At 73.9% G+C, this 23,689-nt stretch carries 23 protein-coding genes; 4 read left to right on the forward strand and 19 right to left on the reverse strand.

Annotated elements, in window-relative coordinates:
* Position 1 precedes the first annotated feature (1 nt).
* The 9 genes from VKK44_RS23880 to VKK44_RS23920 all read right to left on the reverse strand — a co-directional run bounded on the left by VKK44_RS23880 (position 2) and on the right by VKK44_RS23920 (position 7,137).
* Positions 2–1,363: a DUF58 domain-containing protein gene (locus VKK44_RS23880; RefSeq protein WP_343443446.1), complete on the reverse strand. Its 1,362-nt coding sequence runs from the start codon at positions 1,361–1,363 to the stop codon at positions 2–4.
* Positions 1,363–2,361 carry an AAA family ATPase gene (locus tag VKK44_RS23885; protein WP_343443447.1) on the reverse strand — a complete coding sequence of 333 codons (999 nt, stop codon included), beginning with the start codon at positions 2,359–2,361 and terminating at the stop codon, positions 1,363–1,365. Before VKK44_RS23885 ends, VKK44_RS23880 begins: the two co-directional genes overlap by 1 nt.
* Positions 2,361–2,945, reverse strand: a complete 585-nt coding sequence (locus VKK44_RS23890) for a hypothetical protein (protein ID WP_343443448.1) — start codon at positions 2,943–2,945, stop codon at positions 2,361–2,363. The genes VKK44_RS23885 and VKK44_RS23890 overlap by 1 nt, the downstream gene beginning before the upstream one ends.
* Positions 2,942–3,682: a DUF4129 domain-containing protein gene (locus VKK44_RS23895; RefSeq protein WP_343443449.1), complete on the reverse strand. Its 741-nt coding sequence runs from the start codon at positions 3,680–3,682 to the stop codon at positions 2,942–2,944. Before VKK44_RS23895 ends, VKK44_RS23890 begins: the two co-directional genes overlap by 4 nt.
* A 20-nt stretch (positions 3,683–3,702) precedes the next feature.
* Positions 3,703–4,416 (reverse strand): uracil-DNA glycosylase, encoded by a 714-nt coding sequence (locus VKK44_RS23900; protein ID WP_343447877.1) that lies wholly within the window; start codon positions 4,414–4,416, stop codon positions 3,703–3,705.
* A 19-nt stretch (positions 4,417–4,435) separates the two neighbouring features.
* Positions 4,436–5,140 carry a dienelactone hydrolase family protein gene (locus VKK44_RS23905; RefSeq protein WP_343443450.1) on the reverse strand — a complete coding sequence of 235 codons (705 nt, stop codon included), beginning with the start codon at positions 5,138–5,140 and terminating at the stop codon, positions 4,436–4,438.
* A 229-nt stretch (positions 5,141–5,369) separates the two neighbouring features.
* Positions 5,370–6,383 carry an HAAS signaling domain-containing protein gene (locus VKK44_RS23910; RefSeq protein ID WP_343443451.1) on the reverse strand — a complete coding sequence of 338 codons (1,014 nt, stop codon included), beginning with the start codon at positions 6,381–6,383 and terminating at the stop codon, positions 5,370–5,372.
* Positions 6,380–6,712, reverse strand: a complete 333-nt coding sequence (locus tag VKK44_RS23915; RefSeq protein WP_343443452.1) for a PadR family transcriptional regulator — start codon at positions 6,710–6,712, stop codon at positions 6,380–6,382. Before VKK44_RS23915 ends, VKK44_RS23910 begins: the two co-directional genes overlap by 4 nt.
* Before the next feature lie 137 nt (positions 6,713–6,849).
* Positions 6,850–7,137, reverse strand: a complete 288-nt coding sequence (locus VKK44_RS23920) for a hypothetical protein (RefSeq protein ID WP_343443453.1) — start codon at positions 7,135–7,137, stop codon at positions 6,850–6,852.
* Between the two features lie 88 nt (positions 7,138–7,225).
* Here VKK44_RS23920 and VKK44_RS23925 point away from each other — a divergent pair, with 88 nt between their 5' ends.
* Positions 7,226–7,417 (forward strand): hypothetical protein, encoded by a 192-nt coding sequence (locus VKK44_RS23925; RefSeq protein WP_396861220.1) that lies wholly within the window; start codon positions 7,226–7,228, stop codon positions 7,415–7,417.
* Between the two features lie 70 nt (positions 7,418–7,487).
* On the opposite strand, the gene VKK44_RS23930 is transcribed toward VKK44_RS23925, so the two are convergent.
* The 5 genes from VKK44_RS23930 to eno are packed head-to-tail and all read right to left on the reverse strand — an operon-like array spanning position 7,488 to position 11,490.
* Entirely contained in the window at positions 7,488–8,417 is a 930-nt protein-coding gene (locus VKK44_RS23930; protein ID WP_343447880.1) for a Ppx/GppA phosphatase family protein, read from the reverse strand.
* A gap of 41 nt (positions 8,418–8,458) precedes the next feature.
* Positions 8,459–8,971, reverse strand: coding sequence for an amino-acid N-acetyltransferase (locus VKK44_RS23935; protein ID WP_343443454.1), 513 nt, complete (start codon positions 8,969–8,971; stop codon positions 8,459–8,461).
* Positions 8,968–9,522 carry a DUF501 domain-containing protein gene (locus VKK44_RS23940; protein WP_343443455.1) on the reverse strand — a complete coding sequence of 185 codons (555 nt, stop codon included), beginning with the start codon at positions 9,520–9,522 and terminating at the stop codon, positions 8,968–8,970. Before VKK44_RS23940 ends, VKK44_RS23935 begins: the two co-directional genes overlap by 4 nt.
* Positions 9,523–9,547: 25 nt before the next feature.
* Complete coding sequence (locus VKK44_RS23945; RefSeq protein WP_343443456.1) at positions 9,548–10,177, reverse strand: FtsB family cell division protein; 630 nt, start codon at positions 10,175–10,177, stop codon at positions 9,548–9,550.
* Positions 10,178–10,206: 29 nt separating this feature from the next.
* Complete coding sequence (gene eno / locus VKK44_RS23950) at positions 10,207–11,490, reverse strand: phosphopyruvate hydratase (protein ID WP_107162353.1); 1,284 nt, start codon at positions 11,488–11,490, stop codon at positions 10,207–10,209.
* 212 nt (positions 11,491–11,702) lie between these two features.
* Here eno and VKK44_RS23955 point away from each other — a divergent pair, with 212 nt between their 5' ends.
* Positions 11,703–12,395: a hypothetical protein gene (locus VKK44_RS23955; RefSeq protein WP_343443457.1), complete on the forward strand. Its 693-nt coding sequence runs from the start codon at positions 11,703–11,705 to the stop codon at positions 12,393–12,395.
* A gap of 132 nt (positions 12,396–12,527) precedes the next feature.
* On the opposite strand, the gene VKK44_RS23960 is transcribed toward VKK44_RS23955, so the two are convergent.
* The 4 genes from VKK44_RS23960 to mfd all read right to left on the reverse strand — a co-directional run bounded on the left by VKK44_RS23960 (position 12,528) and on the right by mfd (position 19,681).
* A complete protein-coding gene (locus VKK44_RS23960; protein ID WP_343443458.1) occupies positions 12,528–14,147 on the reverse strand; it encodes a DUF885 domain-containing protein in 1,620 nt (539 codons plus the stop codon).
* A 118-nt stretch (positions 14,148–14,265) separates the two neighbouring features.
* Positions 14,266–15,237, reverse strand: coding sequence for a nucleoside triphosphate pyrophosphohydrolase (locus VKK44_RS23965; RefSeq protein WP_343443459.1), 972 nt, complete (start codon positions 15,235–15,237; stop codon positions 14,266–14,268).
* Positions 15,234–15,989: a Ros/MucR family transcriptional regulator gene (locus VKK44_RS23970; protein WP_343443460.1), complete on the reverse strand. Its 756-nt coding sequence runs from the start codon at positions 15,987–15,989 to the stop codon at positions 15,234–15,236. Before VKK44_RS23970 ends, VKK44_RS23965 begins: the two co-directional genes overlap by 4 nt.
* Before the next feature lie 47 nt (positions 15,990–16,036).
* Positions 16,037–19,681, reverse strand: coding sequence for a transcription-repair coupling factor (mfd, locus tag VKK44_RS23975; RefSeq protein WP_343443461.1), 3,645 nt, complete (start codon positions 19,679–19,681; stop codon positions 16,037–16,039).
* Between the two features lie 620 nt (positions 19,682–20,301).
* Here mfd and VKK44_RS23980 point away from each other — a divergent pair.
* A complete protein-coding gene (locus VKK44_RS23980; RefSeq protein WP_343443462.1) occupies positions 20,302–21,210 on the forward strand; it encodes a cyclase family protein in 909 nt (302 codons plus the stop codon).
* Between the two features lie 215 nt (positions 21,211–21,425).
* Here VKK44_RS23980 and VKK44_RS23985 read toward each other — a convergent pair whose 3' ends face one another.
* Positions 21,426–22,466 carry a S66 family peptidase gene (locus VKK44_RS23985; protein WP_343443463.1) on the reverse strand — a complete coding sequence of 347 codons (1,041 nt, stop codon included), beginning with the start codon at positions 22,464–22,466 and terminating at the stop codon, positions 21,426–21,428.
* A gap of 85 nt (positions 22,467–22,551) precedes the next feature.
* Between VKK44_RS23985 and VKK44_RS23990 the strand changes: the two genes are divergently transcribed.
* Positions 22,552–23,586 (forward strand): YhgE/Pip domain-containing protein, encoded by a 1,035-nt coding sequence (locus VKK44_RS23990; protein ID WP_343443464.1) that lies wholly within the window; start codon positions 22,552–22,554, stop codon positions 23,584–23,586.
* The last annotated feature ends 103 nt before the right edge of the window (positions 23,587–23,689 follow it).

The following is a 23,689-nucleotide window of genomic DNA, read 5'->3' on the forward strand; positions in this document are numbered from 1 at the left end:
CTCACCGCAACCCCACCCTCGGCGCCATGGCCAGGCGGGACACGTCGCGCAGCACCTCGTCCAGGCTGCCCGCGCCGGCCCAGCGCACCACCGGCACGCCGTGCTCGCGGAGCTGCCCGATCATCGTGTCCCGGTCCAGCCGCCACAGCCGGTACGCCACCTCGGCCCAGCCCCGCTCCTTCGGCACCGGCAGCTCCGCCGGGAGCGTGTCCACCGCCACCACGAACCGCCCGCCCCGGGCCAGCCGGGCCAGCATCTGCGCCGAGCGCTCGTCCAGCAGCGGGGTGAGCACCACCACGAGCGCGTCCGAGGAGAGCACCTGCGGGCCGAACACCTGGTCGTACGGCTCGTGCGGGGACGACTCGGCGTGCACGTCGAGCAGCCACTCCAGCACCGTCAGGTACTGCCGGCGCCCGGTGGCCGGGCGCAGTCGCCGGGCGGCCGGGCCGTACTCCAGCAGCGCCACCCGGTCGCCCCGGTGCAGGTAGTGCTCGGCGATCGCGGCGGCGGCCCGGACCGTGGTGTCGAGCACCGACGCCGGCCCGCGTACGCCGCCGGAGCGGCCCGCCTCGGCGAGCACGTCCAGCAGCACCACCACCTCGGCGTCCCGGTCGGAGAGGGTGGCCGCGACGTGCAGTTGACGGGCCCGCAACGACACCCGCCAGTCGATGCGGCGCAGCCGGTCCCCGGGCGCGAAGACGCGTACGCCGGCCAGCTCGCCGCCCTCCCCCGGCCGCCGCGACCGGTGCGCCCCGACCAGGCCGGCGGCCCGGGGCATCGCCTCGACCGCGTCGAACGGCTCGGTGCGCGGGTAGACCCGGGCGCGGATCGGGGCGGTGATCACCGCCCGGGAGACCAGCAGCCCGTCGGCGGCGGCGACCCGGACACCGGCCGGGCCGAACGGGTGCCGGCCCCAGCGCAGCGCGGTGCCGGTCAGCTCCAGGTCGACGGCGCTGCCCCGGGGCACGGACGTGACGAACGGCCGGTCCGCGCCGGAACGGCTCACGTCCAGCCCGGCGCCGCCGAAACCGACCTGTTCCACCCGCAGCCACGGGGACATCCGGGTGCGCACCACCGCCACGTCGTAGCCGATCAGGTCCGGGTTGGCCACCGCCACCGTGGCGGCCATCGGCGACCCCTCGACCAGGTGGGTGTCCGTGACGCTCAGCTCCAGCTCGGGCTGGGTGGCCGGGCGGCGACGCAACCCGTACGCGGTGCCCAGCGCGAACGGCGTGGCCAGCACCACCAGGTCGATCCGGCCGAGCAGCACGGCCGCGACGAGCAGCACGCCGGTGAGCAGCACGGCCCGGCCGAGCGCCCAGGTGGGCGCCCAGCCGTGCGCCGGCTCGGCCCGCTCGTCCATCAGCGCCCGGCGGCGTAGCTGGGCAGCGCGCCGCTGGCCGGGGCGGGCGTCGACTCGAGCACCTCGCCGACCACGAACGACGGGTCGACCCGGCGCAGCCACATCTCCGGACGCAGCGTGATCCGGTGCGCCAGCGCGGGCGCCGCCACCGCCTTGACGTCCTCCGGCACCACGTAGTCCCGGTTGGCGAGCACGGCCCGTACCCGGGACAGCAGCAGCAGCGCCAGCGAACCGCGCGGCGACGCGCCGACCAGCACGGAGGGGTGCTCCCGGGTGGCCGCGGTGAGCGCCACGATGTACCGGCCGATCGAGTCCTCGACCACCACGTCCTCCAGCGCGGCCTGCATGGCGCGCAGCGTGGCGGCGTCCACCACCGGCGTGATCTCGGCCTCCTCGCGGCGACGGGCGATACGCCGGCGCAGCACGTCCCACTCCTCGTCGTGGTTCGGGTAGCCGAACGAGACGCGCAGCAGGAACCGGTCGAGTTGCGCCTCGGGCAGCGGGTAGGTGCCCTCGTACTCGATCGGGTTGGCGGTGGCCAGCACGTGGAACGGCTCGTCCAGGCGGTAGGTCACGCCCTCCACCGAGACCTGCTTCTCCTGCATCGCCTCCAGCAGCGCCGACTGGGTCTTCGGCGGCGTCCGGTTGATCTCGTCGGCGAGCAGCAGGTTGGTGAAGAGCGGCCCGGCCCGGAACGAGAAGTCGCCGCTGCTCTGGTCGTACAGGAACGAGCCGGTGACGTCGGCGGGGAGCAGGTCCGGGGTGAACTGGAGCCGGCGGAAGTCCAGCCCGAGCGCCTGCGCGAAGCACCGCGCGGTGAGCGTCTTGCCCAGGCCGGGCAGATCCTCCAGCAGCACGTGGCCACCGGCCAGGATGCCGGCCAGCACCAGTTCCAGCGCCTCGCGCTTGCCGACCACGACGGTGCCGACCGCGTCCAGGACGGTCCGGGCGAGCCGGCCCACCTCGGCGGGAGGCATGCTCCGGTCCACGTCGTTCATCAGATCTTCTCCAGTTCGGCGACGATCGCCGCGAGGTCGCGCGGCGTCGGGGGGCGGCGGGCGGGGGTGCCGAGGAACGTCCACAGGGGCTCGCCCAGCAGGGCACGGGCACGCGCCGGGTCGGATTCGCGGGTGACGCCGTGCCGCTGGCGCAGCCGCTCGTCGGCCAGCTCACCGAGGCGGGGCAGCACCCGCTCGGTGAACCGCTCCCGGTTGTCGGCGCACCAGTCCAGCGGACGTTCCCAGCCGTTGATGGCGGTCCGCAGCGCGTCCCGGGCGGACCAGTTCCAGGTGCCGGGCTCCTCACCGGCGGAGGAGGCCCGCACGCCGGCGCGCGGTGGCGGCGGGGGCGAGAGCGCGGCGGTGACCCGGCGGACGGCGAGCACGGCGAGCACGCCCGCCACGATGATCCAGATCGGCACCCGCAGGCCGACCGCGCGGAGGCCGACCACGATCACCACCACCACGGCGGCGGTGACCGCCGCGGTCCGCAGCAGCCCACGCGCCCGACCACCGGAGGGCCGTTCGGCGTCCCCGACCGGCTCCTCGCCGGAGCCGAGCAGATCGTCGATGCTGGTGCTCACGGAGCGCCGACCTCCCCCGCCGACACGCTGGTCAGCTCGCCGCGCAACCGGCGCAGCGCCGCCCGCGCCTGGTCACGGGTGTGCTCGTCGACGTCCCGGGTGGCGTAGCGGGCCTCCCGGTAGACGCGGGCGAACCCGTCCAGCACGTCGGCGCTGGCGATCGCCGGGATGCCGGCCCCGGGGTCACCGCGCAGCAGCCGGCTGACCAGGTCGGTGGGGGTGTCGCCGGTCTGCCGGGGCACGCCGGCGTCCTCGGCGGCCTCCTCCAGCCGCACCCAACAGGCGATCACCGCGGTCCGTGGGTCGGTGGAGCGGTCGTCCAGCTCCTCCAGACCGGCGTCGAGGGCCGCCACCACCTCGCGGGCGGTGCCCTCGGCGGTACGCCGGACGCGCCGGGCCGGCACCGCGCGGGTGGTCCGGCGCAGCGCGCCGCGTACCACGTTCCAGAGCACGTAGCCGACGGCGACCAGCACCGCCGCACCGGACACCACCAGCACGGCGGTGAGCAGCCAGTCCGGCACTCCGCCCGAGGTGGCCTCGCCCGCGTCCCGGGGTTCCACCGGGATCGAGCGCACCGCCTCCGGGGACGGGTACTCCGGGACGTACGGGATGGTGTCCGACACGGGCGGGATGCGGCTGGCCCCGATCGCGGAGTGCCCGGCGGCGAAGGCGGCGACCGCGAGCAGCGCCGCGACCGCCGCGACCGGCCACCACCTGCGCAGCACGCCGAAGTCCATTCCCCCGCCTCAGGTGTTCCTCAGTCCACCCCGGACAGGTGCTTCGCCCGGGTGAACACGTCGTCCAACATCGCCGGCGTGAGCCGGCCGGTGAACGTGTTCTGCTGGCTGACGTGATAGCAGCCGAGCAACGCCGGCACGGACTCGCCGGACCAGTGTGCCCCATGGCCGAACACGGGTCGCGGTGTGGGCGGGCGCTGTCCGTACACCTGGCGGAGCACCGGCCACCACGCGGCCCAGGCGAACGCGCCCAGCGCGACCACCACGCGCAGCGTGGGACGGATCAGCTCGACCTCACGGTGCAGCCACGGCGCGCAGGTGTCCCGTTCGTCCGGGGTGGGTTTGTTGTCCGGCGGCGCGCAACGCACGGCGGAGAAGATGCGGGTGTCGCGGAGCGTGAGGCCGTCGTCGGCGGCCACACTGGTGGGCTGGTTGGCCAGCCCGGCGCGGTGCAGCGCGGCGAAGAGCACGTCGCCGGAGCGGTCCCCGGTGAAGATCCGGCCGGTGCGGTTGCCGCCGTGCGCGGCGGGCGCCAGACCGAGCACGGCGATCCGCGCGTCCGGCGGCCCGAAACCCGGCACCGGCCGCCCCCAGTAGTCCTGGTCGCGGAACGCGGCCCGCTTGACCCGGGCCACCTCCTCGCGCCACGCCACCAGCCGGGGGCAGGCGAAGCAGTCGCTGACCGCGCCGTCGAGGTCGGCCAGGTCGGTCGCCCGCGCCGCGCGGGCGACCACCTCCCCGGCGGTACGCGACTCAGCCAAGCTTCGCCCGGAACAGTTCCAGGGTGCGGGCCCACGCGGTGGCGGCGGCCCGCTGGTCGAAGTGCTCCGGCCGGTCCTCGTTGAAGAACGCGTGCGCGGTGCCCGGGTAGTCGAACGTCTGGCAGGTGCCGCCGGCGGCCTCGATGGACCGGCGTACGTCCTGCACCCCGTCGGCGGCGGAGAGACCGTCCGCCTCGGAGCAGTGGATGAGCGCGGCCTTCCCGGCGTAGCCGGCCCAGTCGTCGCCGTCCGGCGCACCGGCGGGCATGCCGTCCCAGGGCAGGCGCGGGTAGAAGGCGGTCGTGGCGACGATCCGCTCGGAGGCCGTGCCGGCCCACAGGGCCAGGCTGGCACCCGCGCAGAACCCGGCGCAGCCCACCTTGCCGGCCACCTCGGCGCGGCTGGCCAGGTATTCGGCGGCGGCGGTGATGTCGCTGGCCGCCTCGGCCATCTGGCTGCTGTTCAGCATCTGCCGGGGCTCGGTCGGCTTGACGGCGGGGCCACCGTGACGGAAGTCGGGCGCGAGGGCGACGAAGCCGGCCTCGGCGAAGCGGTCGACCACGGCCCGGACGTGGGGCACCAGGCCCCACCAGTCCTGGATGACGATGACCGCCGGGCTGGCCGCACCGCCGGAGGGTATCGCGAGATACCCCTCGCTCGTCCCCCCGTTGCCGGTGAAGCTCACCATCTCGCCCATGGGCCCGTCCTCCTAGCGGTCAGTCACCGTTGGCTGGTCGCACAGTTGGCTGTTACGTGCCGGTAGCGTGCCACGCGGTCACCGGCGCGGGGAAGACGGAAGAACAGTGGCATTCACCTCCTGTCGATCCGGTGGACAGGAGGACCGTCCGCGGCAGGGCGGCGGCTGTTCGTCGAGACTCGACAGGTCGTGGATCGCGGACGCACCGGACCGTCCGGCGCCGCCGGCCTCAGGGCGTCGGTGTCGGCTCCGGTGCGCCGGGCGTGGCGGTCGCCGCCGGCGCGGACGGGAGGCCGGCCGGCGCGGACGGGAGGCCGGTCGGCGCGGACGGGAGGGCGGTCGGCGCGGACGTGCCGGCGTCCGTGGGCGGGGCGGAGGGCACCGGCGTCGGGGCCGGCGGGCCGAACGGGGCCAGTCCCGGGCAGTACGGGTAGGCGTTGCGCGGTGCCGGCACGGCGCCGGACGCGTCGAGGCAGTTCGGCCAGCCGAGCCGGATCGGCACGCCGTTCTGGTCGAAGAGCTGGGCGTCGCGGATCAGCCGCCCCTGCTGGTCGTAGACGAAGACGTCCTCGATCCGGTCGTACCGCCGGTCGACCGCGACCTCCCGGTAGTCGGCGTACCCGTCCTCGCTGGCGTTGCGGTGCACGTCGGCGAGCACCGCGAACGAGAAGACCACCAGCACGGCGGTGCCCACCAGGTGCAGCCGGCGCGGCCATCCGGTGAAGCCGGCGGAGCGACGGCCGAGCCACAGCGACGCGAGGATCGCGCCGGTGAGCAGCAGCAGGCCGCCCAGCAGGCTGTCGTCGAGCCGGGGCAGCAGGCCGGCCCGGCCGCTGCGCGTCATCTCGCCGATCAGCAGCGCGGCCAGCCAGCCGCGCACCAGCCACCAGGCCGGGCGCAGCGAGCGCAGGAAGTCCGCCACCCGGGCGTGCCCGAGCAGCGGGCCGAGTTGACGGTCGAGCAGGCGGACCTGGGTGGCGGCGCGGTCCCGCGCGGCGGCAAACCGGTGCAGGCGGGCCGGTCGGCCGCCCGGCTCCGCGCCGGCCGCGGTCCGCAACTCCCGCGCGTACGCCTCGGGCGGGCCGAGCCGGTCGACGAGCGCGCCGTCGCCCTCGGCGGCCACCTCGGCGAGGTGCTCCGGAAGGTCCTCGGTCAACTCGTCGCGGAGTGCCGGCGGCAGGTCGGCGAGCGCGGCCCGCACCCGGTCGACGTAGTCCGTGATCTCCTGCCCAGTGACGGTCATGCCGCCATCCCCCGATCGTCGAGCAGTGCGTCCATGGTGGTGGCGAACGAGCGCCAGGTCTTGCCGGAGCGGGTGAGCTGATCCCGCCCGGCGGCGTTCAACGCGTAGTACTTGCGGTGCGGCCCGGACTCGCTGGGCACCACGTAGGTGGTCAGCAGGCCGCCCGCGAAGAGCCGCCGCAGCGTGCCGTAGACCGAGGCGTCGCCGACCTCGGTCAGGCCGGCGTCGCGTAACCGGCGGAGGATGTCGTAGCCGTAGCCGTCCTCGTCCTTGAGCACGGCGAGCACGGCCAGGTCGAGGACACCCTTGAGGAGCTGCGTCGTATCCACGCTCCGCACACTAGTGCGCATTGCACAGTACCGTCAAGAACACTGCACCCCCGCGCGCCACCCCGCCTCCGCCCCCCACCCGGTGATCAAGGAGTTTGCGTCGGGTTCGCCGTCGGCCGCCGACACGAACTCCTTGATCAACGGAGTGGGGGGCGGGCGGCCCAGCCGACGAAGCGGTCGAACAACTCCTGGGGATCCGGGTTGAGGTTCAGCAGGTCGGCGGCGGCTTCGAAGAGGCAGCTCGCCAGGTAGACCGAGAGGGCGACCCGGTCGCGCCGGTAGTCCATCAGCAGCAACAGGCGGGCCGGCTGGCACGGCCACGGGCCGGCGCACACCCGGCAGAGCCAGCGCGGTCGCATCGGCACGTGCGGTCGCATCGCCCGACGACCGCGATCGGGTACGGGATAGCCATTCGACGCACTCATCCCCCAATCGTGGCCGCCCTGTTGGCGACCGTCAACCCTGATCGGTGTTATCGATCGTCCGACAACCGGCCATACCTACCGTCAAGAGGTGGTCGAGTTCGTGGGCATCGCTGAGATCCGAGACATGCTCGGAGGCGTCTCGCGCGCCCGCGCGTCGGTGGTTGCCTCCCGGCGCGACTTCCCCGCCCCGTATCAGGTGCTCAAGATGGGCCAGATCTGGCGGAAGTCGGATGTCGAGAAGTGGGTGCGGGAGCACCGCCCGGACCTGCCGACCGACTGAGCCGCCCCGCACGGAACTGCGGCCCACGCCCGTCCAAGCGAGAGACGGACGGGACGGGCGGAAGGGCGCGCTAGGCGAGGCTCCAGGCGATGCCGTCGAGGATGTCGTGCTCGGAGGCGACCACCGAGGACATGCCGGCCCGCTCCATGATCACCCGCAGCACCAGTGCGCCCGCGCCGATCACGTCCGCCCGGCCCGGGTGCATCACCGGCTCGGCCAGCCGCTGCTCCCGGGTGGCGCCGAGCAGGTAGGCGGTCACCTCGGCGACCCGCTGGTACGGGACCCGGGCGTGGTGGATGCGGCTCGGGTCGTACTCCCGGAGCCCCTGCGCCAGGGCGACCACTGTGGTGACCGAACCGGCGAGCCCGACCAACGTGGCGGCCTCCCGGCCGGGGACGGCGGCCAGCGCCCGGTCCACCGCCGCCGCGATGTCCGCCTCGGCGGCGGCGGTCTCCGCCGGCGTCGGCGGATCGCCGTGCAGGTGCCGCTCGGTCATCCGGACGCAGCCGATGTCCACCGAGATCGCCCCGCGTACGCCGTCGGCGCGGGTGCCGACCACGAACTCGGTCGAGCCGCCGCCGATGTCGACCACCAGGTACGGCGGCTCGGCGTCGGCGGGCAGGCCGCGCACCGCACCGGTGAACGACAGCCGGGCCTCCTCGTCGCCGGTCACCACCTCCGGCGGTACGCCGAGCGTCCGTTCGACCATGGCCCGGAAGTCGGCGGCGTTCGACGCGTCGCGCGACGCCGAGGTGGCGCACATGCGCACCCGCTCGACGCCGGCCTTCTCGATCTCCGCCGCGTAGTCGGCGAGCGCCACCCGGGTCCGCTCGATCGCCTCCGGCGCGAGCATGCCGGTCCGGTCGACCCCCTGCCCCAGCCGCACGATCTCCATCCGCCGGCTGACGTCGGTCAGCGGCGCCGCCTCCCCGGCGGAGGGATCGGGAAGGTCCGCGATCAGCAGTCGGATCGAGTTGGTCCCGCAGTCGATGGCCCCCACGCGCACGCTCACGCGCCCACCCTACGGCAGCCCGAACCGGCTCAGAGGCGCAGCAGCATGCGGGTGTTGCCCAGGGTGTTGGGCTTGACGCGTTCCAGGTCGAGGAACTCGGCCACACCCTCGTCGTAGGAGCGGAGGAGCTGCTCGTAGACCGGCTGCGGCACCGGGGCGCCGTCGATCTCGTGGAAGCCGAAGCCGCCGAAGAAGCCGGTTTCGAACGTGAGCACGAAGATCCGGGCGACGCCCAGCTCGCGGGCCGCGTCGATCAGCTCACCGACGATCCGGTGGCCGATCCGGTGCCCCCGGCAGGACGGGTCGACCGCGACCGTGCGGATCTCGGCCAGGTCCTCCCACATGACGTGCAGCGCGCCGCAGCCGACCACCGTGCCGTCCGGCGTCACCGCCACCCGGAACTCCTGCACGTCCTCGTAGAGCGTCACGGTGGCCTTGCTGAGCAGCCGCCGGTCGTCGGTGTAGGTGTCCACCAGCCGGCGGATGCCGCGCACGTCGGCGGTCCGGGCCCGACGGACGACAACCTCGTCGGCGGTGCTCACGCCTCGGGCACGTCCACGCAGGGGCCGGCGGCCCACCACTTCTCCACCAACGCCAGCGTCTCGTCGCCGAACGGGTTCACCCCGGGGCCGGCGGCCAGCGCGTGACCGAGATGCACGTGCAGGCACTTCACCCGCCCGGGCATCCCGCCGGCCGAGATGCCGGCGATCTCCGGCACCTCCCCGATCGCGTCGCGGCGGCCCAGGTAGTCCTCGTGCGCGGCCCGGTAGCGGGCGGCCAGCTCCGGGTCCCCGGCGAGCCGGTCGGCCATCTCCTTCATCAGCCCGGCCGACTCCAGCCGGCTGCACGCCCCGGTGGCCCGCGGGCAGGTCAGGTAGAACAGCGTCGGGAACGGCGTGCCGTCGGCCAGCCGGGGCGTCGTCTCCACCACGTCGGGCAGGCCGCACGGACACCGGTGGGCCACCGCGCGGGTGCCGCGCGGCGGGCGTCCGAGCTGCGCGGCGACCGCGGCCAGGTCGGCCTCGGTGGCCGGCTGGCGCTCCGGCGGGGGTACGGAGTCCGCCGCCGGGTCCTGCGGTGGTTCGACGCTCACGGGTTGTGCCTCTCGGAAGAACAGCTCACTTGTCGGGGCGCTCGGCGTTCGCCGCCTGCACGCTCGACCACAGCGTGTCGTACCACGGGTCGGGCGGCTTCGGCGCCCCCGGCTTCGCGCCCTTGCCGGCGTCCTTGGCGGCCCCGTCCGGGTCGGAGAGCACCACCAGCAGCGTCTCCCCCGGCTTGCCCATGAAGAACCGTTCCCGGGCCTGCGTCTTGACGTACTCCGGGTCCTTCCACTTGGCGGCCTCGGCGGTGAGCCGGTCGATCTCCGCCCGCTGCGCCGCCTGGGACGCCTCCATCCGCTCGATGTCGGTCTGCTGGTCGAGGTAGACCCGGACCGGATAGGTGTACGCCAGGGCGAGCGCGATCAGCACCGCGAACAGCACGGTGGCGCGACCGGTGAAGCGCCGGGGTTGGGGTGCGGTGAGCCGCTTGACGGGGCCGCCGGCCGCGCTGCGCCGGGCCGCGCCCGGACGGTTCGCGGCGCGTACGCCCTCGGTGACGCGGGACGCGCCGGGCGACCGGCCGGCGGCGCGCGGCTGGGCGCGGACACCGCCGTCCCGGGCCGTGGACCGGGCACCGCCCGCCCGGCCGGCCTGACCCGGCCGGCGGGCGGGCCGCTGGCCGCCCGGTGTGCGGCGCTGCTGCATCGTCACACCCCTCCCCCGGAGCGTCGACCTCAGGCCGAACGGTAACGCGGGAACGCGCCGGCACCGGCGTACCGCGCCGCGTCGGCCAGCTCCTCCTCGATCCGCAGGAGCTGGTTGTACTTGGCGACCCGGTCGGAGCGGGCCGGCGCACCGGTCTTGATCTGACCGCAGCCGGTGGCCACCGCCAGGTCGGCGATGGTGGTGTCCTCGGTCTCGCCGGAACGGTGGCTCATCATGCACCGGAAGCCGGCCCGGTGGGCCAGGTCCACGGCGTCCAGCGTCTCGGTGAGCGAGCCGATCTGGTTGACCTTGACCAGCACCGCGTTGGCGGCCCGCTCGGCGATGCCCCGGGCGATGCGCTGCGGGTTGGTCACGAACAGGTCGTCGCCGACGATCTGGATCCGGTCGCCCAGCGCGGCGGTCAGCGTGGCCCAGCCGCTCCAGTCGTCCTCGGCGAGCGGGTCCTCGATGGAGACGATCGGGTAGTCGCCGGCGAGCTTGGTGTAGTAGTTGCTCATCTCCTCGGCGCTCTTCGTGCTGCCCTCGAACGTGTAGGAGCCGTTGTCGAAGAACTCGGTGGCGGCCACGTCGAGCGCGAAGACGATGTCGGTGCCGAGCCGGTAGCCGGCCTTCTCCACCGCCTCGGCGATCAGGTCCAGCGCGGCGGCGTTGGTGGGCAGGTTCGGGGCGAAGCCGCCCTCGTCGCCCAGGCCGGTCGACAGGCCCTTCTTCTTCAGCACCGACTTGAGCGCGTGGTAGACCTCGGCGCCGGAGCGGACCGCGTCCCGGAACGTCGGCGCGCCGATCGGCGCGATCATGAACTCCTGGACGTCGACGTTCGAGTCGGCGTGCGCGCCACCGTTGAGGATGTTCATCATCGGCACCGGGAGCAGGTGCGCGTTGGGGCCGCCCAGGTAGCGGAAGAGGCTCAGCTCGGCGCTGCCGGCGGCGGCCTTCGCCACGGCCAGGGAGACGCCGAGGATGGCGTTCGCGCCCAGCTCGCCCTTGTTGTCCGAGCCGTCGATGTCGATCATCTTCTGGTCGATCAGCCGCTGCTCGCTGGCCTCGTAGCCGATGAGCTGGTCGACGATCCGGTCCTCGATGTTCGCGACGGCCTTCTCGACACCCTTGCCCAGGTAGCGGTCCTTGTCGCCGTCGCGCAGCTCGACCGCCTCGAAGGCGCCGGTGGAGGCGCCGGACGGCACCGCGGCGCGGGCGATCGTGCCGTCGTCGAGCCCGACCTCGACCTCGACCGTCGGGTTGCCCCGCGAGTCCAGGATCTCCCGGGCGACAATTCCCTCGATGGTTGCCACTGAGTCGCTCCTCGTTTGTGTGTTCCGGTCCGGTGTGGGCCGCGACGGTGCGGCTGAGGCAGGTGTTGAACGCAGCGTATCGGTCCCCGCCCTGTGGTACGGCGCTCGGGGCGGACCCCGGGGCAGCGAATGAGACGGACATTCCCGCTTTACCGGTCGTCAACCGGCAACGGGTTTGCGAGAGGTTGCGTCGATCGACAAGGCTGGGCATCATGCCTGCCGCTTCGACGACCCTCCGCGTGCTCGCCGCCTCGGTCATCGCGTCGCTCTCGGTCACCGGCTGTCAGGCCCTGGACGACGCGGGCGTCGCGCTCGGACGGGCCGACCTGGTCAACGACCTCGCCGCGCGGATGGACCGGGCGCTGGAGCGGACCTGGGCCGCGGAATACCAGCTCACCGGCGGCGGGACCGCCTCGATCGCGCAGACCGCGAAGCCGCTGCGCTCCACCTACGCCTGGCCCGGCGGCAAGATCACGGTGACCCAGGAGGCGGTGACCCGGTGCGCGAGCACCACCGCCCGCACCTCCTGCACGATGTCCCCGCCGGTGCTGACCGCCGGCAAGCCGTCGGTGGTCGTCTACGACGAGGCGCGCAAGCAGGGCCTGGTCACCCCGCCGGCGGTGATCCGACTGCTCACCGCCGCCGCGCTGGAACCCGAGGCGGTCATCAAGCAGAGCGACACCACGCTGGCCGGGCACCACGCCACCTGCGTCGACGTCACCGACGCCGGGGAACGCTTCACCGCCTGCGTCACCACCGAGGGGGTGCTCGGCAGCTTCACCGGCACGCTCGACGGCAGACCCGCCGAGATCACCCTGAGCCACTACACCGACACGGTCGAGGCCGGCGCGTTCGCGGTGCCCGCCGGCGCGGGTGTGGTGGACCGCCGCCCGAAGGCGTCCTGACCCTGCGGCCGAGCCGGTGGTCGATCCGACGGAACCGGGGCTGCCCGCCGCGCCGGCCGGCCATCGGTGGCCCCGGCCGACCCTAGAGGACGACGGCGATGGAGATGGCCCCGTGACCGGCGGGCTGACGGGTCAGACGGCGAGCAGGGTGCGCAGGTGGCGCGGCGGCGGGCAGTCGTGCGACAGCATCGCGTCGTGCCAGTCACGGGCCGACACGCCCACCGGTCGGGCGGCGGCGATGTCCGCCATCTCGCTGTAGCCGACGAAGTAGGTGGAGAGCTGGGTGGAGGTGAGCAGCGCCCGCCGCCACTTGCCGGCCGCCTCGCCCTCCTCCTGGAAGCCACGCCCGGTCATCAACGCCATCGCGTCGGCCTCCGGCAGGTCGTCGCAGTGCACGAGCTGGTCGAGCAGCGCGTTGATGGTCATCCGGAGCTGCATCTTGAGCTGCTGCAACCGCACCGGCAGCCCGCCGAAGCCGAGCCCGGCCATCAGCTCCTCGGTGTAGACCGCCCAGCCCTCGATGAACACGCCGGACTCGGTGAGCGCGCGTACCCGGGTCGGGCCGGCGTACCGGCGGGCGTGGGCGAGCTGGAGGAAGTGACCGGGCATCGCCTCGTGCACGGTCAGGTTGCGGATCATGTGGTCGTTGTACTCCCGGTAGAACGACTCGACCCGCTGCGCCGGCCAGTCCGCCGGGGTGGGCGCGATGCAGTAGAACGTCGGCACGTCGGCCGTCTCCAACGGGCCCGGGGAGTCGCAGTAGGCCACCGCGACACCGCGCGCGAACTCCGGCATCTCCTGGATCACGCACGGGTCGTCGACGAGGCTGACCAGGTCGTGGTGGCGGACGAAGTCGGCGGCCTCGTCGAGCGTGACCGAGGCGAGGTCGACGATGGTGGCGTCGTCCGGGTGCTCGGCGGCCAGCAGGTCCAGCGCGCGGCGTACCGTCTCGTCGTCGGCCGGACCGCCGACCAGCTCGACGGCCGCCGCGCGGATCTCGTCGGTGACCCGGTCGAGGTTGGCCCAGGCGCGGCGCTGCACCTCGGCGGCGCTCAGCTCGGTGTCGAGCGTGTGCCACAGCCGCGCCTCCCAGCGCCGCCGGCCCAGCCGGGGGTCGCGCCCCGGCCCGGCGTCGGCCGCCAGCCCGGCCCGCAGCCACGCCGTGAACTCGTCGAGCGCGGCGATCGCCGCGGTGGCGGCCGGCCCCACGCGGTCGCGCAGCGCCGGCAACCGGGCGAGCAGCGCCGGCACCTCGTCGCGGACCAGTGCGGCGGCGCCGGCGAACTGCCCGACCGCCGTCTCGGCGTGGACCCGCGGCATGTCCCGCAGCGTCGCGCGCGCGGTCGCCAGGGCATCCGGTACGGCGGAGAGGCGCCCCACCAGGTGGGTCAGCCGCTCCTCGACCGGGGCGTACGGACGGGCCAGCAACGCGTGCAGCAGCGGACCCGGATTGTGCCGCAGCGGGTCCCACTCGTGGCTGCGGATCTCGGTGGCCTCGAACAGCCCCCGGTCGACCAGGCTGCTGAGCAGCGCGTGGTCGACGCTCTCGTCGGTGTCGAGCACGTCGGGGTCGATCTCGGAGAGCGCGTCGGCCGCGTCCTTGAGCATCGCCCGGTCGGCGGCGAGCGCGTCGTCGGAGAGGTCGGGCAGGCGGTCGTCGTAGCGGTGGTCCCCGGCGGAGGTGGCCAACCCGGGCCGGCTCTCCAGCAACGCCTCCACGATCCGCTCCGCGAGCGGCCCAAACGCTTCCATTCCCCGAACCCTACCGATCACCCCCGACCCCGCACCCCCACGATCTTGCAGTTGCGGCCCCTCCGATGCCGGATTCAGCCGGTTTGCCGGGGCGGAAAGTGCAAGATCGACGAGGTGGTCACCGGCGTTCGGCGGCGCGGACCGCTTCGGCGTACGCCAGGGTGGCGCGTCGGAGCGCGGCCTCCGGGTCGATGCCGGCCTGCCGGGCGGCGGCGACGGTGGCCAACAGGCTCGCGCCGAGCCGCGCCTCGGCGTCCACCTGGGACTCGGCGAGCGGCGGCGGCACGGCCAGCCCCACCCGGCCGGCGCGGTCCAGGATCTTCGCGGCCAGGGCCAACGCGGGCTGACTCAACGCGATGCCGTCCAGCACCGAGTCGCGGGTCTTCTCGGCCCGCTTGATCCGCTCCCAGTTCGCCTCGATCTCCTCGATCGAGCCGGCCTGCTCGCCGGAGAACACGTGCGGGTTGCGCCGCACCATCTTGTCGACCAGGCCGCCGGCCACGTCGTCGACGGTCCAGCCCCGGCCCTCCGGCAGGTCCTCGGCGAGGCGGGCGTGCAGCAGCACCTGGAGCAGCACGTCGCCCAGCTCCTCGCGCAACGCGTCGGTGTCGCCGTCGCCGATCGCGTCGTACGCCTCGTAGCACTCCTCCAGCAGGAACGGGGCCAGGCTGCGGTGCGTCTGCGCGCGCTTCCACGGGTCACCGCCCGGGGCGGCCAGCCGGTCCATCACCTCGACCGCGTCGAGCAGCCGGGCGCCGGGCGGGTCCCAGGAGCCGTACATCAGCTCCAGCTCGGCCAGGCCGGGCTGCCGGGCCAGCCGCAGCCCCAACTCGCGGGCGAGCGCCTCGTCGCCGGCCGGGCCGGCCAGCCAGACCGCGCCGCCCTCGGTCGCGGCGGCGTCCAGCAGCGCTTGCGTCGCGCCCTCGGACACCACGCGCACCTCGGCGCCGGCCGTCCGGACCGCCCGGGTCAGCTCGCTCTCCGCGCCGGTGAGGACCGGCGCGGAGCGTACGGCGTCCCAGGCGGCCGACGTCAGCAGACCGGCCGGCAGCCGGGGTGAGGTGACCAGCAGGACGATGCGCGCGGTCATGCGCCGGGCGCCGCCGACGGATCGATCACCGGCACCGACTCACCGGTCTCCGGCTCCGGGGTGGAGACGTCGGTGACCGACGAGCCCGGCTCACCCAGCGGCACGGCCACCGCCGGCACGTCGCCCTTGAAGCTGAGCAGCGGGAACGCCAGCGGGCGGTAGCGCGGGTTGACCGAGACGTCGTACCCGCCGATCGCGTCGGCGAGCACCTTGCGGGTGGCCAGCGCGGAGCGGAGCTGCTGCCCGTCGAGCTGGCTGGCCGCGTCGGCGTCCTTCACGTCCGGCGGGATGGCGCCGGCCGCCCGGCCGGCCGCGATCACGGTGGCCAGGTCCTCGGCCGTGGGAGCGGCCGGCTCGCCGGCCGGCAGGCCGGACATGCAGGTGTAGAACTCGGCCACCTTCTTCGGGTACGTCGCGTCGGCGGGCAGCCCGGTCTGCTGCGCCACCTGCTCCGGCGTCACCTGACCCTGCGGCTGGTAGCCCTTGTCGGCGGAGAGGGCCCGGCACACGTCCGACAGCACGAGGGTGGCGACCACCTGGTCCCGGGCCGGCAGCAACGCGTCGGCCTGAGCGGCGGTGGCCGGCTGGCTGGCCAGGCCGTCCCGGACCTCGTCGAGGATCGAGGTGACCCGATCCTCGGTGACGCGGTTGTCGCCGACATAGGCGGCGACCCCGGGCTCGGTACGGCAACCGGAGAGGGCGACGAGGCCGACCGCCACGCTGGCGACGGCGACAAGACGGCGAGCACGCATGACGGTCACTCTCTCACGCCCCGTATCCGGCTGTGACGCCGCCCACCTCACCGCGCCCCCGCCCCGGCCGGCTGCGCCGCCGCCGGTTCCCCCAACACGTCCTTGAGGAGCTGCGCGCACCACTCCAGCAACGCCTGGTCGCGCAGCGGCTCGCCACCGATCCGCCGGGTGCTCGGCCGGGGCACGCTGACCTGGTCGAGCGCCTGCTTGTAGACCGAGTCGGGGTGGTAGCGCTTGAGCCGCATCTGCTTCGAGTCGGGCAGCGGCAGCGGGCCGAACCGGATGTGCTTGCCCTGCATCGACACGTCGGTCAGGCCGTAGCGGCGGGCCAGCAGCCGGAAGTTCGCCACCGCGACCAGGTTCTGCACCGGGGCGGGCGGCTCGCCGTAGCGGTCCGTCATCTCGGCGACCACCTCGCGCAGCCGCTCGGCGTCCCGGGCCTCGGCGAGCTTGCGGTACATCTCCAGCCGCAGCCGCTCCACGCCGACGTAGTCGTGCGGCAGGTGCGCGTCGATCGGCAGGTCGATCTTGACGTCCACCTCCTCCTCGGTGCGCTCCCCCTTGAAGGCGGACACCGCCTCGCCGACCATCCGCACGTACAGGTCGAAGCCGACGCCCTCGATGTGGCCGGACTGCTCGCCGCCGAGCAGGTTGCCGGCGCCGCGGATCTCCAGGTCCTTCATCGCCACGTACATGCCGGCGCCCAGCTCGGTGTGCTGGGCGATGGTGGCCAGCCGCTCGTGCGCGTTCTCGGTGAGCGGCTTCTCCGCCGGGTAGAGGAAGTACGCGTACGCGCGCTCCCGGCCCCGGCCGACCCGGCCGCGGATCTGGTGCAACTGGGCCAGGCCGAGCAGGTCGGCACGCTCGACGATCAGCGTGTTGGCGTTCGGGATGTCGATGCCCGACTCCACGATCGTGGTGCAGACCAGGACGTCGAACTCCTTCTCCCAGAAGCCGACCATCACCTTCTCCAGCGCCTCCTCGCCCATCTGGCCGTGCGCCACCGCGACCCGGGCCTCGGGCACCAGCTCGCGGATCCGGCGGGCCGCCCGGTCGATCGACTCGACGCGGTTGTGCAGGTAGAACACCTGCCCGTCGCGGAGCAGCTCGCGGTGGATGGACGCGGCCACCTGCCGGTCGTCGTACGCCCCGACGAACGTGAGCACCGGGTGCCGCTCCTCCGGCGGGGTGGCGATGGTGGACATCTCCCGGATGCCGGTGATCGCCATCTCCAGCGTCCGCGGGATCGGGGTGGCCGACATGGCGAGCACGTCGACCGAGGCACGCAGCGTCTTCAGGTGCTCCTTGTGCTCGACGCCGAAGCGCTGCTCCTCGTCGATGATGACCAGCCCGAGTTGCTTGAACCGGGTGGCCGCCTGGAGCAGCCGGTGGGTGCCGATGACGATGTCGACGGTGCCGTCGGCGACCATCTCCAGCGTCCGCTCGGACTCCTTCGGGGTCTGGAACCGGGAGAGCTGCCGGATGTTCACCGGGAACTGGCTCATCCGCTCGGCGAACGTGTTGTAGTGCTGCTGCACCAGCAGCGTGGTGGGCACCAGCACGGCCACCTGCTTGCCGTCCTGCACCGCCTTGAACGCCGCCCGTACCGCGATCTCGGTCTTGCCGTAGCCGACGTCGCCGCAGATCAGCCGGTCCATCGGGACGGTCTGCTCCATGTCCCGCTTGACCTCCTCGATGGCGGCCATCTGGTCCGGCGTCTCCTGCCAGGGGAACGCGTCCTCCAGCTCCCGCTGCCACGGCGTGTCCGGCCCGAAGTTGTGCCCCTTGGACGCCTTGCGGGCCGCGTAGAGCTGGATGAGCTGGGCGGCGATCTCGCGTACCGCCTTGCGGGCCCGGGCCTTGGACTTCTGCCAGTCCGAGCCGCCCATCTTGTGCAGCGTGGGCTGCTCACCGCCGACGTAGCGGGAGAGCTGGTCGAGCTGGTCGGTGGGGACGAAGAGCCGGTCACCGGGCTGGCCGCGCTTGCTCGCCGCGTACTCGATGACCAGGTATTCGCGGCTGGCGCCGTTGACGGTGCGCTGCACCAGCTCGACGTAGCGGCCGATGCCGTGCTGCTCGTGCACCACGTAGTCGCCGGCCCGCAACTCCAGCGGGTCGATGGTGTTGCGCCGCCGGCTGGGCATCTTGCGCATGTCGCGGGTGGAGGTGCCCCGGCCGCCGGTGACGTCGTTGCCGGTCAGCAGCACGAACTTCGACGCCTCGTCGACGAAGCCGGCGGTCAGGCAGCCGCACGAGACCAGCAGCTCACCCGGGACGGGCGCGGCCGGCACCTCCTCCACCAGCCGGGCGCCGAGGCCGGCGTCGCGGAGCACCTCGACGGCCCGCTGCGCGGGGCCGTGCCCCTCGAACACCAGCGCCATCGACCAGCCCTCGCCGGCCCAGCGCTTCAGGTCGTCGACCACCCGGGCGGTCTCGCCGTGGTAGAGCGGGGCCGGCTGCGCGGCCAGGCTCACCGCGATGGCGTCGTCGGGCGTGACGTCGACCTCGGCCGGCGCGTCCTCCCAGGGCTGCCGGGCCGGCGCGCTCCCGGCCTCCACCAGGCCGAACGGTGCCAGCGTCCACCAGGGCTGGCGCAGGGCGCGGGCCCGCGTGCGTACCTCGGCCAGGGTCTTGAACGCGGCGGCGCCGAGGTCGACCGGGGCCTGGCCTCCGACGGCGGCTGCGGCCCAGCTCGCCTGGAGGAACTCCTCCGAGGTACGGACCAGGTCGTGCGCCCGGGTGCGGATCCGCTCCGGGTCGCAGAGCAGCACGTGAGTGCCGGCCGGCATGCAGTCGACGAGCAACTCCAACGCGTCGTCGCCGATCAGCGCCGGCGCGAGCGACTCCATCCCCTCCACCGGGATGCCCTCGGCCAGCTTGTCGAGGATCTCGGCCAGCTCGGGGTGCGCGGCGGCGAGCGCGGCGGCCCGCTGCCGGACCGACGGGGTGAGCAGCAGCTCACGGCAGGGCGGCGCCCAGAGCTGCGGTACGCCTTCGATGGTGCGCTGGTCGGCGACCGCGAAGGTGCGGATCTCCTCCACCTCGTCGCCCCAGAACTCGACCCGGGACGGGTGCTCGTCGGTGGGCGGGAAGACGTCCAGGATGCCGCCGCGCACAGCGAACTCGCCGCGCTTGGTGACCAGGTCGACCCGGGCGTACGCCATGTCGGTGAGCCGGCGGGCGACCTCCTCCAGGTCGGCCTCCTCGCCGGCGGCGAGCTGCACCGGCTCCAGATCGCCGAGGCCCTTGAGCTGCGGCTGGAGCAGCGACCGGACCGGCGCGACGACCACCCGCAGCGGCCCGGTGCGCCCGTGCGCGTCGGCCGAGTCGGGGTGGGCCAGCCGGCGCAGCACGGCCAGACGCCGCCCGACCGTGTCGGAGCGCGGCGAGAGCCGCTCGTGCGGCAGCGTCTCCCAGGACGGGAAGACCGCGACCTGCTCCGGCGGCAGCAGGCTGCCCAGCGCCGAGACCAGGTCGTCGGCCTCACGGGTGGTGGCGGTGACCGCGAGCACCGGCCGACCCGCGCCGCCGGCCGGCTCGTCGGCGGCGACGGCCGCCACGGCGAACGGGCGCAGCGCGGGAGGAGCGGTGAGGTCGAGGCCGTCGACCTGCGCGGCACCGGAGCGCGCCAGGTCACGCGCCCGGGTCAGCCCGGGGTCGGCCAGGGCGGCGGCGAAGAGTCCGGTGAGCATGAGTGATCACTTCCAGCGGCTTGACGCATGACGACGACCCCGCGTCCAGCCGGACGGGGGGCCCACCGTTCGACCCTATCCCCCTCCCGCCCTCCCCACCCCCCACCCCGGGATGCGCCCCGCCCCTCCCTCACCCCACGCACCGCCCACCCCACGCGCGCCCACCGCACGCGCGCCCCCGCCACGCGCCGCCCCGCCACGCGCCATCCCCGCCACGCCCCACCCCCCGCCACGCGCCACCCCCGCCACGCGCAGCCCCGCCACGCGCAGATTCACGGAAAGAGTGGCCTTCGGGTCGCTCATAGGCACTCTTTCCGTGAATTTGCAGCGCCCCTTGAGGGGAGCGCCCCTTGACGGGAGCGCTGCTTGACGAGAGCGCTGCTTGACGGGGGCACTCCTTGACGGGGCACTCCTTGACGGGGCACTCCTTGACGGGGCACTCCTTGACGGGGCACTCCTTGACGGGGCACTCCTTGACGGGAGCGCTGCTCGACGGGGGCACTCCTTGACGGGAGCGCTGCTCGACGGGGGCACTCCTTGACGGGAGCGCTGCTTGACGGGGGCACTCCTTGACCGGGGCGCTGCTTGACGGGGGTCGAGGGGGCGTGGTGGCGTGGGGCATGGGTGAGTATCGGGCGGTCTTCGACGCCGAGGTGGTCTTCGCGAACGGTGGCGGACTGCGCACCGACGGGTTCCGGCTGGACGTGCCCGGCCCCGAGATCACCGACGACGAGCTGGCCGCGTTGCTGGTCCGGCATCTCGGGCTGCTCATGGTCGGTGAGGTGCGGATCAGCAACCGGACCGTCGTCGAGGAGCCGCACAAGGGCGGGCGCGGCGTCGAGGCACCGCTCGGCGGCGGGCGGCGGCTGGTCGAGCTGAGTCACGAGATCACCGCCGGTCTGGTCACGTTGCCGGGCTGGCCGGGGCCGCGGATCACCGACTGGCTCACCCGGGAGACGTCCCGGGACCGGTACGCGCCGGGCGTCGAGTTCCACGTCGGGCGCATCGACATGATCGCCAACACCGGCACGTACGTCGACACGCCGTCGCACCGCTTCGCGGATGGTCCCGACCTGGCCGGGGTGCCCCTGGACCGGCTGTCCGACCTGCCCGGCCTGGTGGTACGCGTGCCCGCCGGGGTCCGCGCGGTGGACCGCCTGCTGCTCGCCCCGTACGAGGTGGCCGGGCGGGCGGTGCTGCTGCACACCGGTTGGGACAGGCACTTCGGCACCGACCGGTACGCCGCCGAGGACGCGCCCTACCTGACCGGGGGCGGCGCTTCCTGGCTGGTCGAGGCCGGCGCGGCACTGGTCGGCATCGACTCGATCAACATCGACGACATGACGCCGGCGGCGGCCGGCGAGCGCCCGGCGCACAGCGCGCTGCTGGCGGCCGGCATCCCGATCGTGGAACACCTGACCGGCCTCGACGCGCTGCCGCCCACCGGTTTCCGGTTCACCGCCGCCCCGCCGAGGGTGGCCGGGATGGGCACGTTCCCGGTCCGCGCCTTCGCCACCGTCGACGCCTGACCCGCCCCGCACCGCACCGCACCGCCGATCTTGGCGTAGCGGTGCCAGTACATGTCGGTTCCGTACCGTTATCGCACATGCCCAACGGGACGACCCCTCGCCTCCACGCCCCTTCTCCCGCGCTCCCGCCCACTCGTTCGGTGTGATCAAGGAGTTTGCGTCGGAGTCGGTCTTCGTGGGCGACGTGGACTCCTTGATCGCCCGCCACCCATGGCTCAGTAGCGCACCGCGATGCGGCGGTCGACCGCGTCGACGCGGATCTCCCCGCCGTACGGGATGATCAACTGCGGGTCGGTGTGACCGAGGTCGACGTCGAAGACCACCACCGGGTCGTCCACGTAGGGCCCGATGGCCCGCAGGATCGCCGCCCGCTGCGCCTCGCCCCAGGCCAGTCGCTCCGCGACGGACAGCGGCCGGTCGAAGTCCCACGCCTTGGGGCGGCCGACCACGATCGCCGGGAAGCCGGCCAGCAGGCCGCGCTCGCCCAGGTTCCGCACGATCCGGAAGACCTCCTCGGCCGGTGGCATCTCCTCCGAGGTCTCCAGGAACAGCACCGAGCCGGCCAGCTCGGCGGCGGTCGGCACCCGGTCGGCCGCCGCCAGCCAGTGCAGGATCTCCAGGTTGCCGCCCCAGGTGCGGCCCCGCACCACCCGGGCCGGCCCGTGCCAGCGCCAACCCTCGCCGGGCAGCATCGGCGGCTCCTCGGTCAACGTCGCCGGGTCGCGCCAGTCGAGTGGTTGGTCGCCCCACTCGGTGGCCGCCGTCAGGTCGTACCAGCCGGTGGTGAACAGCGCGGCGCGCAGCGAGTCGACCGTCAGCGGGTGCGGGCGGCCGGGCCGGCCGAGGTGCACCAGCACCGAGCCGCCGTGATAGGCCACGATCCCCAGCCGGTACAGGTGGTTGAGCACGTTGATGTTGTCGGAGTAGCCGAAGTAGGGCTTCGGGTTGGCCCGCAGCACGTCGTCGTCGAGGAACGGGGTGACCGTGAGCAGGTCGTCGCCGCCGACGGTGGCGAGCACCGCCGTGATCGTCGGGTCGGCGAACGCGGCGGTCAGGTCGCGGGCCCGGTCACGCGGGTCGGCGCCCATCTGCCGGGTGGTCGGGTACTCCACCGGCACCAGGTCCAGTTCCTCGCGGAGCCGGCGCAGGCCCAGCTCGTACACGTGCGGGAAGAGACCCGGCAGGCCGGCGGAGGGTGAGACGACGGCGACCCGGTCGCCCGGCTGCGGCTTGGTGGGGTGGCGCGGCATCGTCATGATCCGAACGCTATCGGTCCGCACCAGCGATTTCCGCCCAGCAAAACCCCACAAGTAGGGCACATGCCGGCAATAGGCTGGGCCCGTGGACGACGAGCCGGAGCTGCGGACCCGGGACTGGCTGCCCCGCACGGCGGCGCTGGTGCTCGGCACCCTGGCGCTGGCCAGCGCGTTCATCGCGGCCTACGTCGGCGCGCTGCACAAGCCGGAACCACGCGACCTGCCGGTCGCCGTGGTGACCTCCGACCAGCAGGCGCAGGCCGTGATGACCGCCGTCCGCGCCCGCACCCACGCCGTCAAACCCGTCGGGTACGACACCCAGGCCCGCGCCGTCGGCGGCCTCAACGACCGATCGGTGTACGCGGTGCTGAGTTCCGCCCCGGGCGGTCTGACCCTGACCACCGCCAGTGCCGGCGCGCCGGCCGCCACCGAACTCGTCACCGACGTGTTCACCCAGGCCGCCCAGCAGGCCGGCGTGCCGTTGCAGGTCACCGACGAGGTGCCGGTGTCCGGCGGCGACCCGCGCGGCCTGGTCCCGTTCTACCTGGCGGTCGGCGTGGTGCTCGGCGGCTACCTGGCCTCCACCGCGCTGGGCATCTCGCTCGGCACCAGCCCGCGCGGGCTGCGCCGGGCCGGGCTGCGGATCGCCACGCTCGCGGTGCACTCCATCCTGCTCGGCGTCATCGGGGCGGTGCTGGTCGGGCCGGTGCTGGACGTGTTCGACCACGACGTGGGCACCATCGCGGTGGTCGGCGCGCTGGCCGCGTTCGCGGCCGGGATGGTGGCGGCGGCCGTGCAGGCGTGGCTCGGGCTGCTCGGCACCGGCCTGGTGATCCTGCTGCTGGTGGTGCTCGGCAACCCCGGTTCCGGTGGCATCTACGCGCCCGAGTTCCTGCCCGCGTTCCTGCGCGGGATGCACCGCTGGAACGTGCCCGGACTCGCCACCGACCTGCTCAAGTCGGCCGTCTACTTCGACTGGCGCGGCGGCGGCTGGGCGTTGACCGGGCTGCTGGTCTGGGTGGTCGTCGGCCTGGTCGGGCTGCTCACCGCCACGGTGTTCCGGGCCCGCCGTCGGGCCGCGCGGACCGGCCCGGGACGGCACGCCGCCGTCGACGGCTGACCGGCCGGCCCGTCCCAGAGTGCAGATCATCACGCCGTCCCCCTCCTCCGTCCGGGGCCCGCGCGGATACCATCCAGGGGAGTCGGACAGCGCTGTCCTTCGT

Origin of the sequence: Micromonospora sp. DSM 45708, from assembly GCF_039566955.1 — a bacterium.
In the GTDB taxonomy this organism is placed as follows: domain Bacteria; phylum Actinomycetota; class Actinomycetes; order Mycobacteriales; family Micromonosporaceae; genus Micromonospora.

Bases quoted from the DNA above. Each gene is read 5' to 3' on its own strand.
- VKK44_RS23880 (WP_343443446.1), bottom strand. From the start codon at position 1,363: ATGGACGAGCGGGCCGAGCCGGCGCACGGCTGGGCGCCCACCTGGGCG.
- VKK44_RS23885 (WP_343443447.1), bottom strand. From the start codon at position 2,361: ATGAACGACGTGGACCGGAGCATGCCTCCCGCCGAGGTGGGCCGGCTC.
- VKK44_RS23895 (WP_343443449.1), bottom strand. From the start codon at position 3,682: ATGGACTTCGGCGTGCTGCGCAGGTGGTGGCCGGTCGCGGCGGTCGCG.
- VKK44_RS23905 (WP_343443450.1), bottom strand. From the start codon at position 5,140: ATGGGCGAGATGGTGAGCTTCACCGGCAACGGGGGGACGAGCGAGGGG.
- VKK44_RS23910 (WP_343443451.1), bottom strand. From the start codon at position 6,383: ATGACCGTCACTGGGCAGGAGATCACGGACTACGTCGACCGGGTGCGG.
- VKK44_RS23920 (WP_343443453.1), bottom strand. From the start codon at position 7,137: ATGAGTGCGTCGAATGGCTATCCCGTACCCGATCGCGGTCGTCGGGCG.
- VKK44_RS23945 (WP_343443456.1), bottom strand. From the start codon at position 10,177: ATGCAGCAGCGCCGCACACCGGGCGGCCAGCGGCCCGCCCGCCGGCCG.
- VKK44_RS23955 (WP_343443457.1), top strand. From the start codon at position 11,703: ATGCCTGCCGCTTCGACGACCCTCCGCGTGCTCGCCGCCTCGGTCATC.
- VKK44_RS23960 (WP_343443458.1), bottom strand. From the start codon at position 14,147: ATGGAAGCGTTTGGGCCGCTCGCGGAGCGGATCGTGGAGGCGTTGCTG.
- VKK44_RS23965 (WP_343443459.1), bottom strand. From the start codon at position 15,237: ATGACCGCGCGCATCGTCCTGCTGGTCACCTCACCCCGGCTGCCGGCC.
- VKK44_RS23970 (WP_343443460.1), bottom strand. From the start codon at position 15,989: ATGCGTGCTCGCCGTCTTGTCGCCGTCGCCAGCGTGGCGGTCGGCCTC.
- mfd (WP_343443461.1), bottom strand. From the start codon at position 19,681: ATGCTCACCGGACTCTTCGCCGCCGCCCTGGCCGACCCCGGGCTGACC.
- VKK44_RS23980 (WP_343443462.1), top strand. From the start codon at position 20,302: ATGGGTGAGTATCGGGCGGTCTTCGACGCCGAGGTGGTCTTCGCGAAC.
- VKK44_RS23985 (WP_343443463.1), bottom strand. From the start codon at position 22,466: ATGACGATGCCGCGCCACCCCACCAAGCCGCAGCCGGGCGACCGGGTC.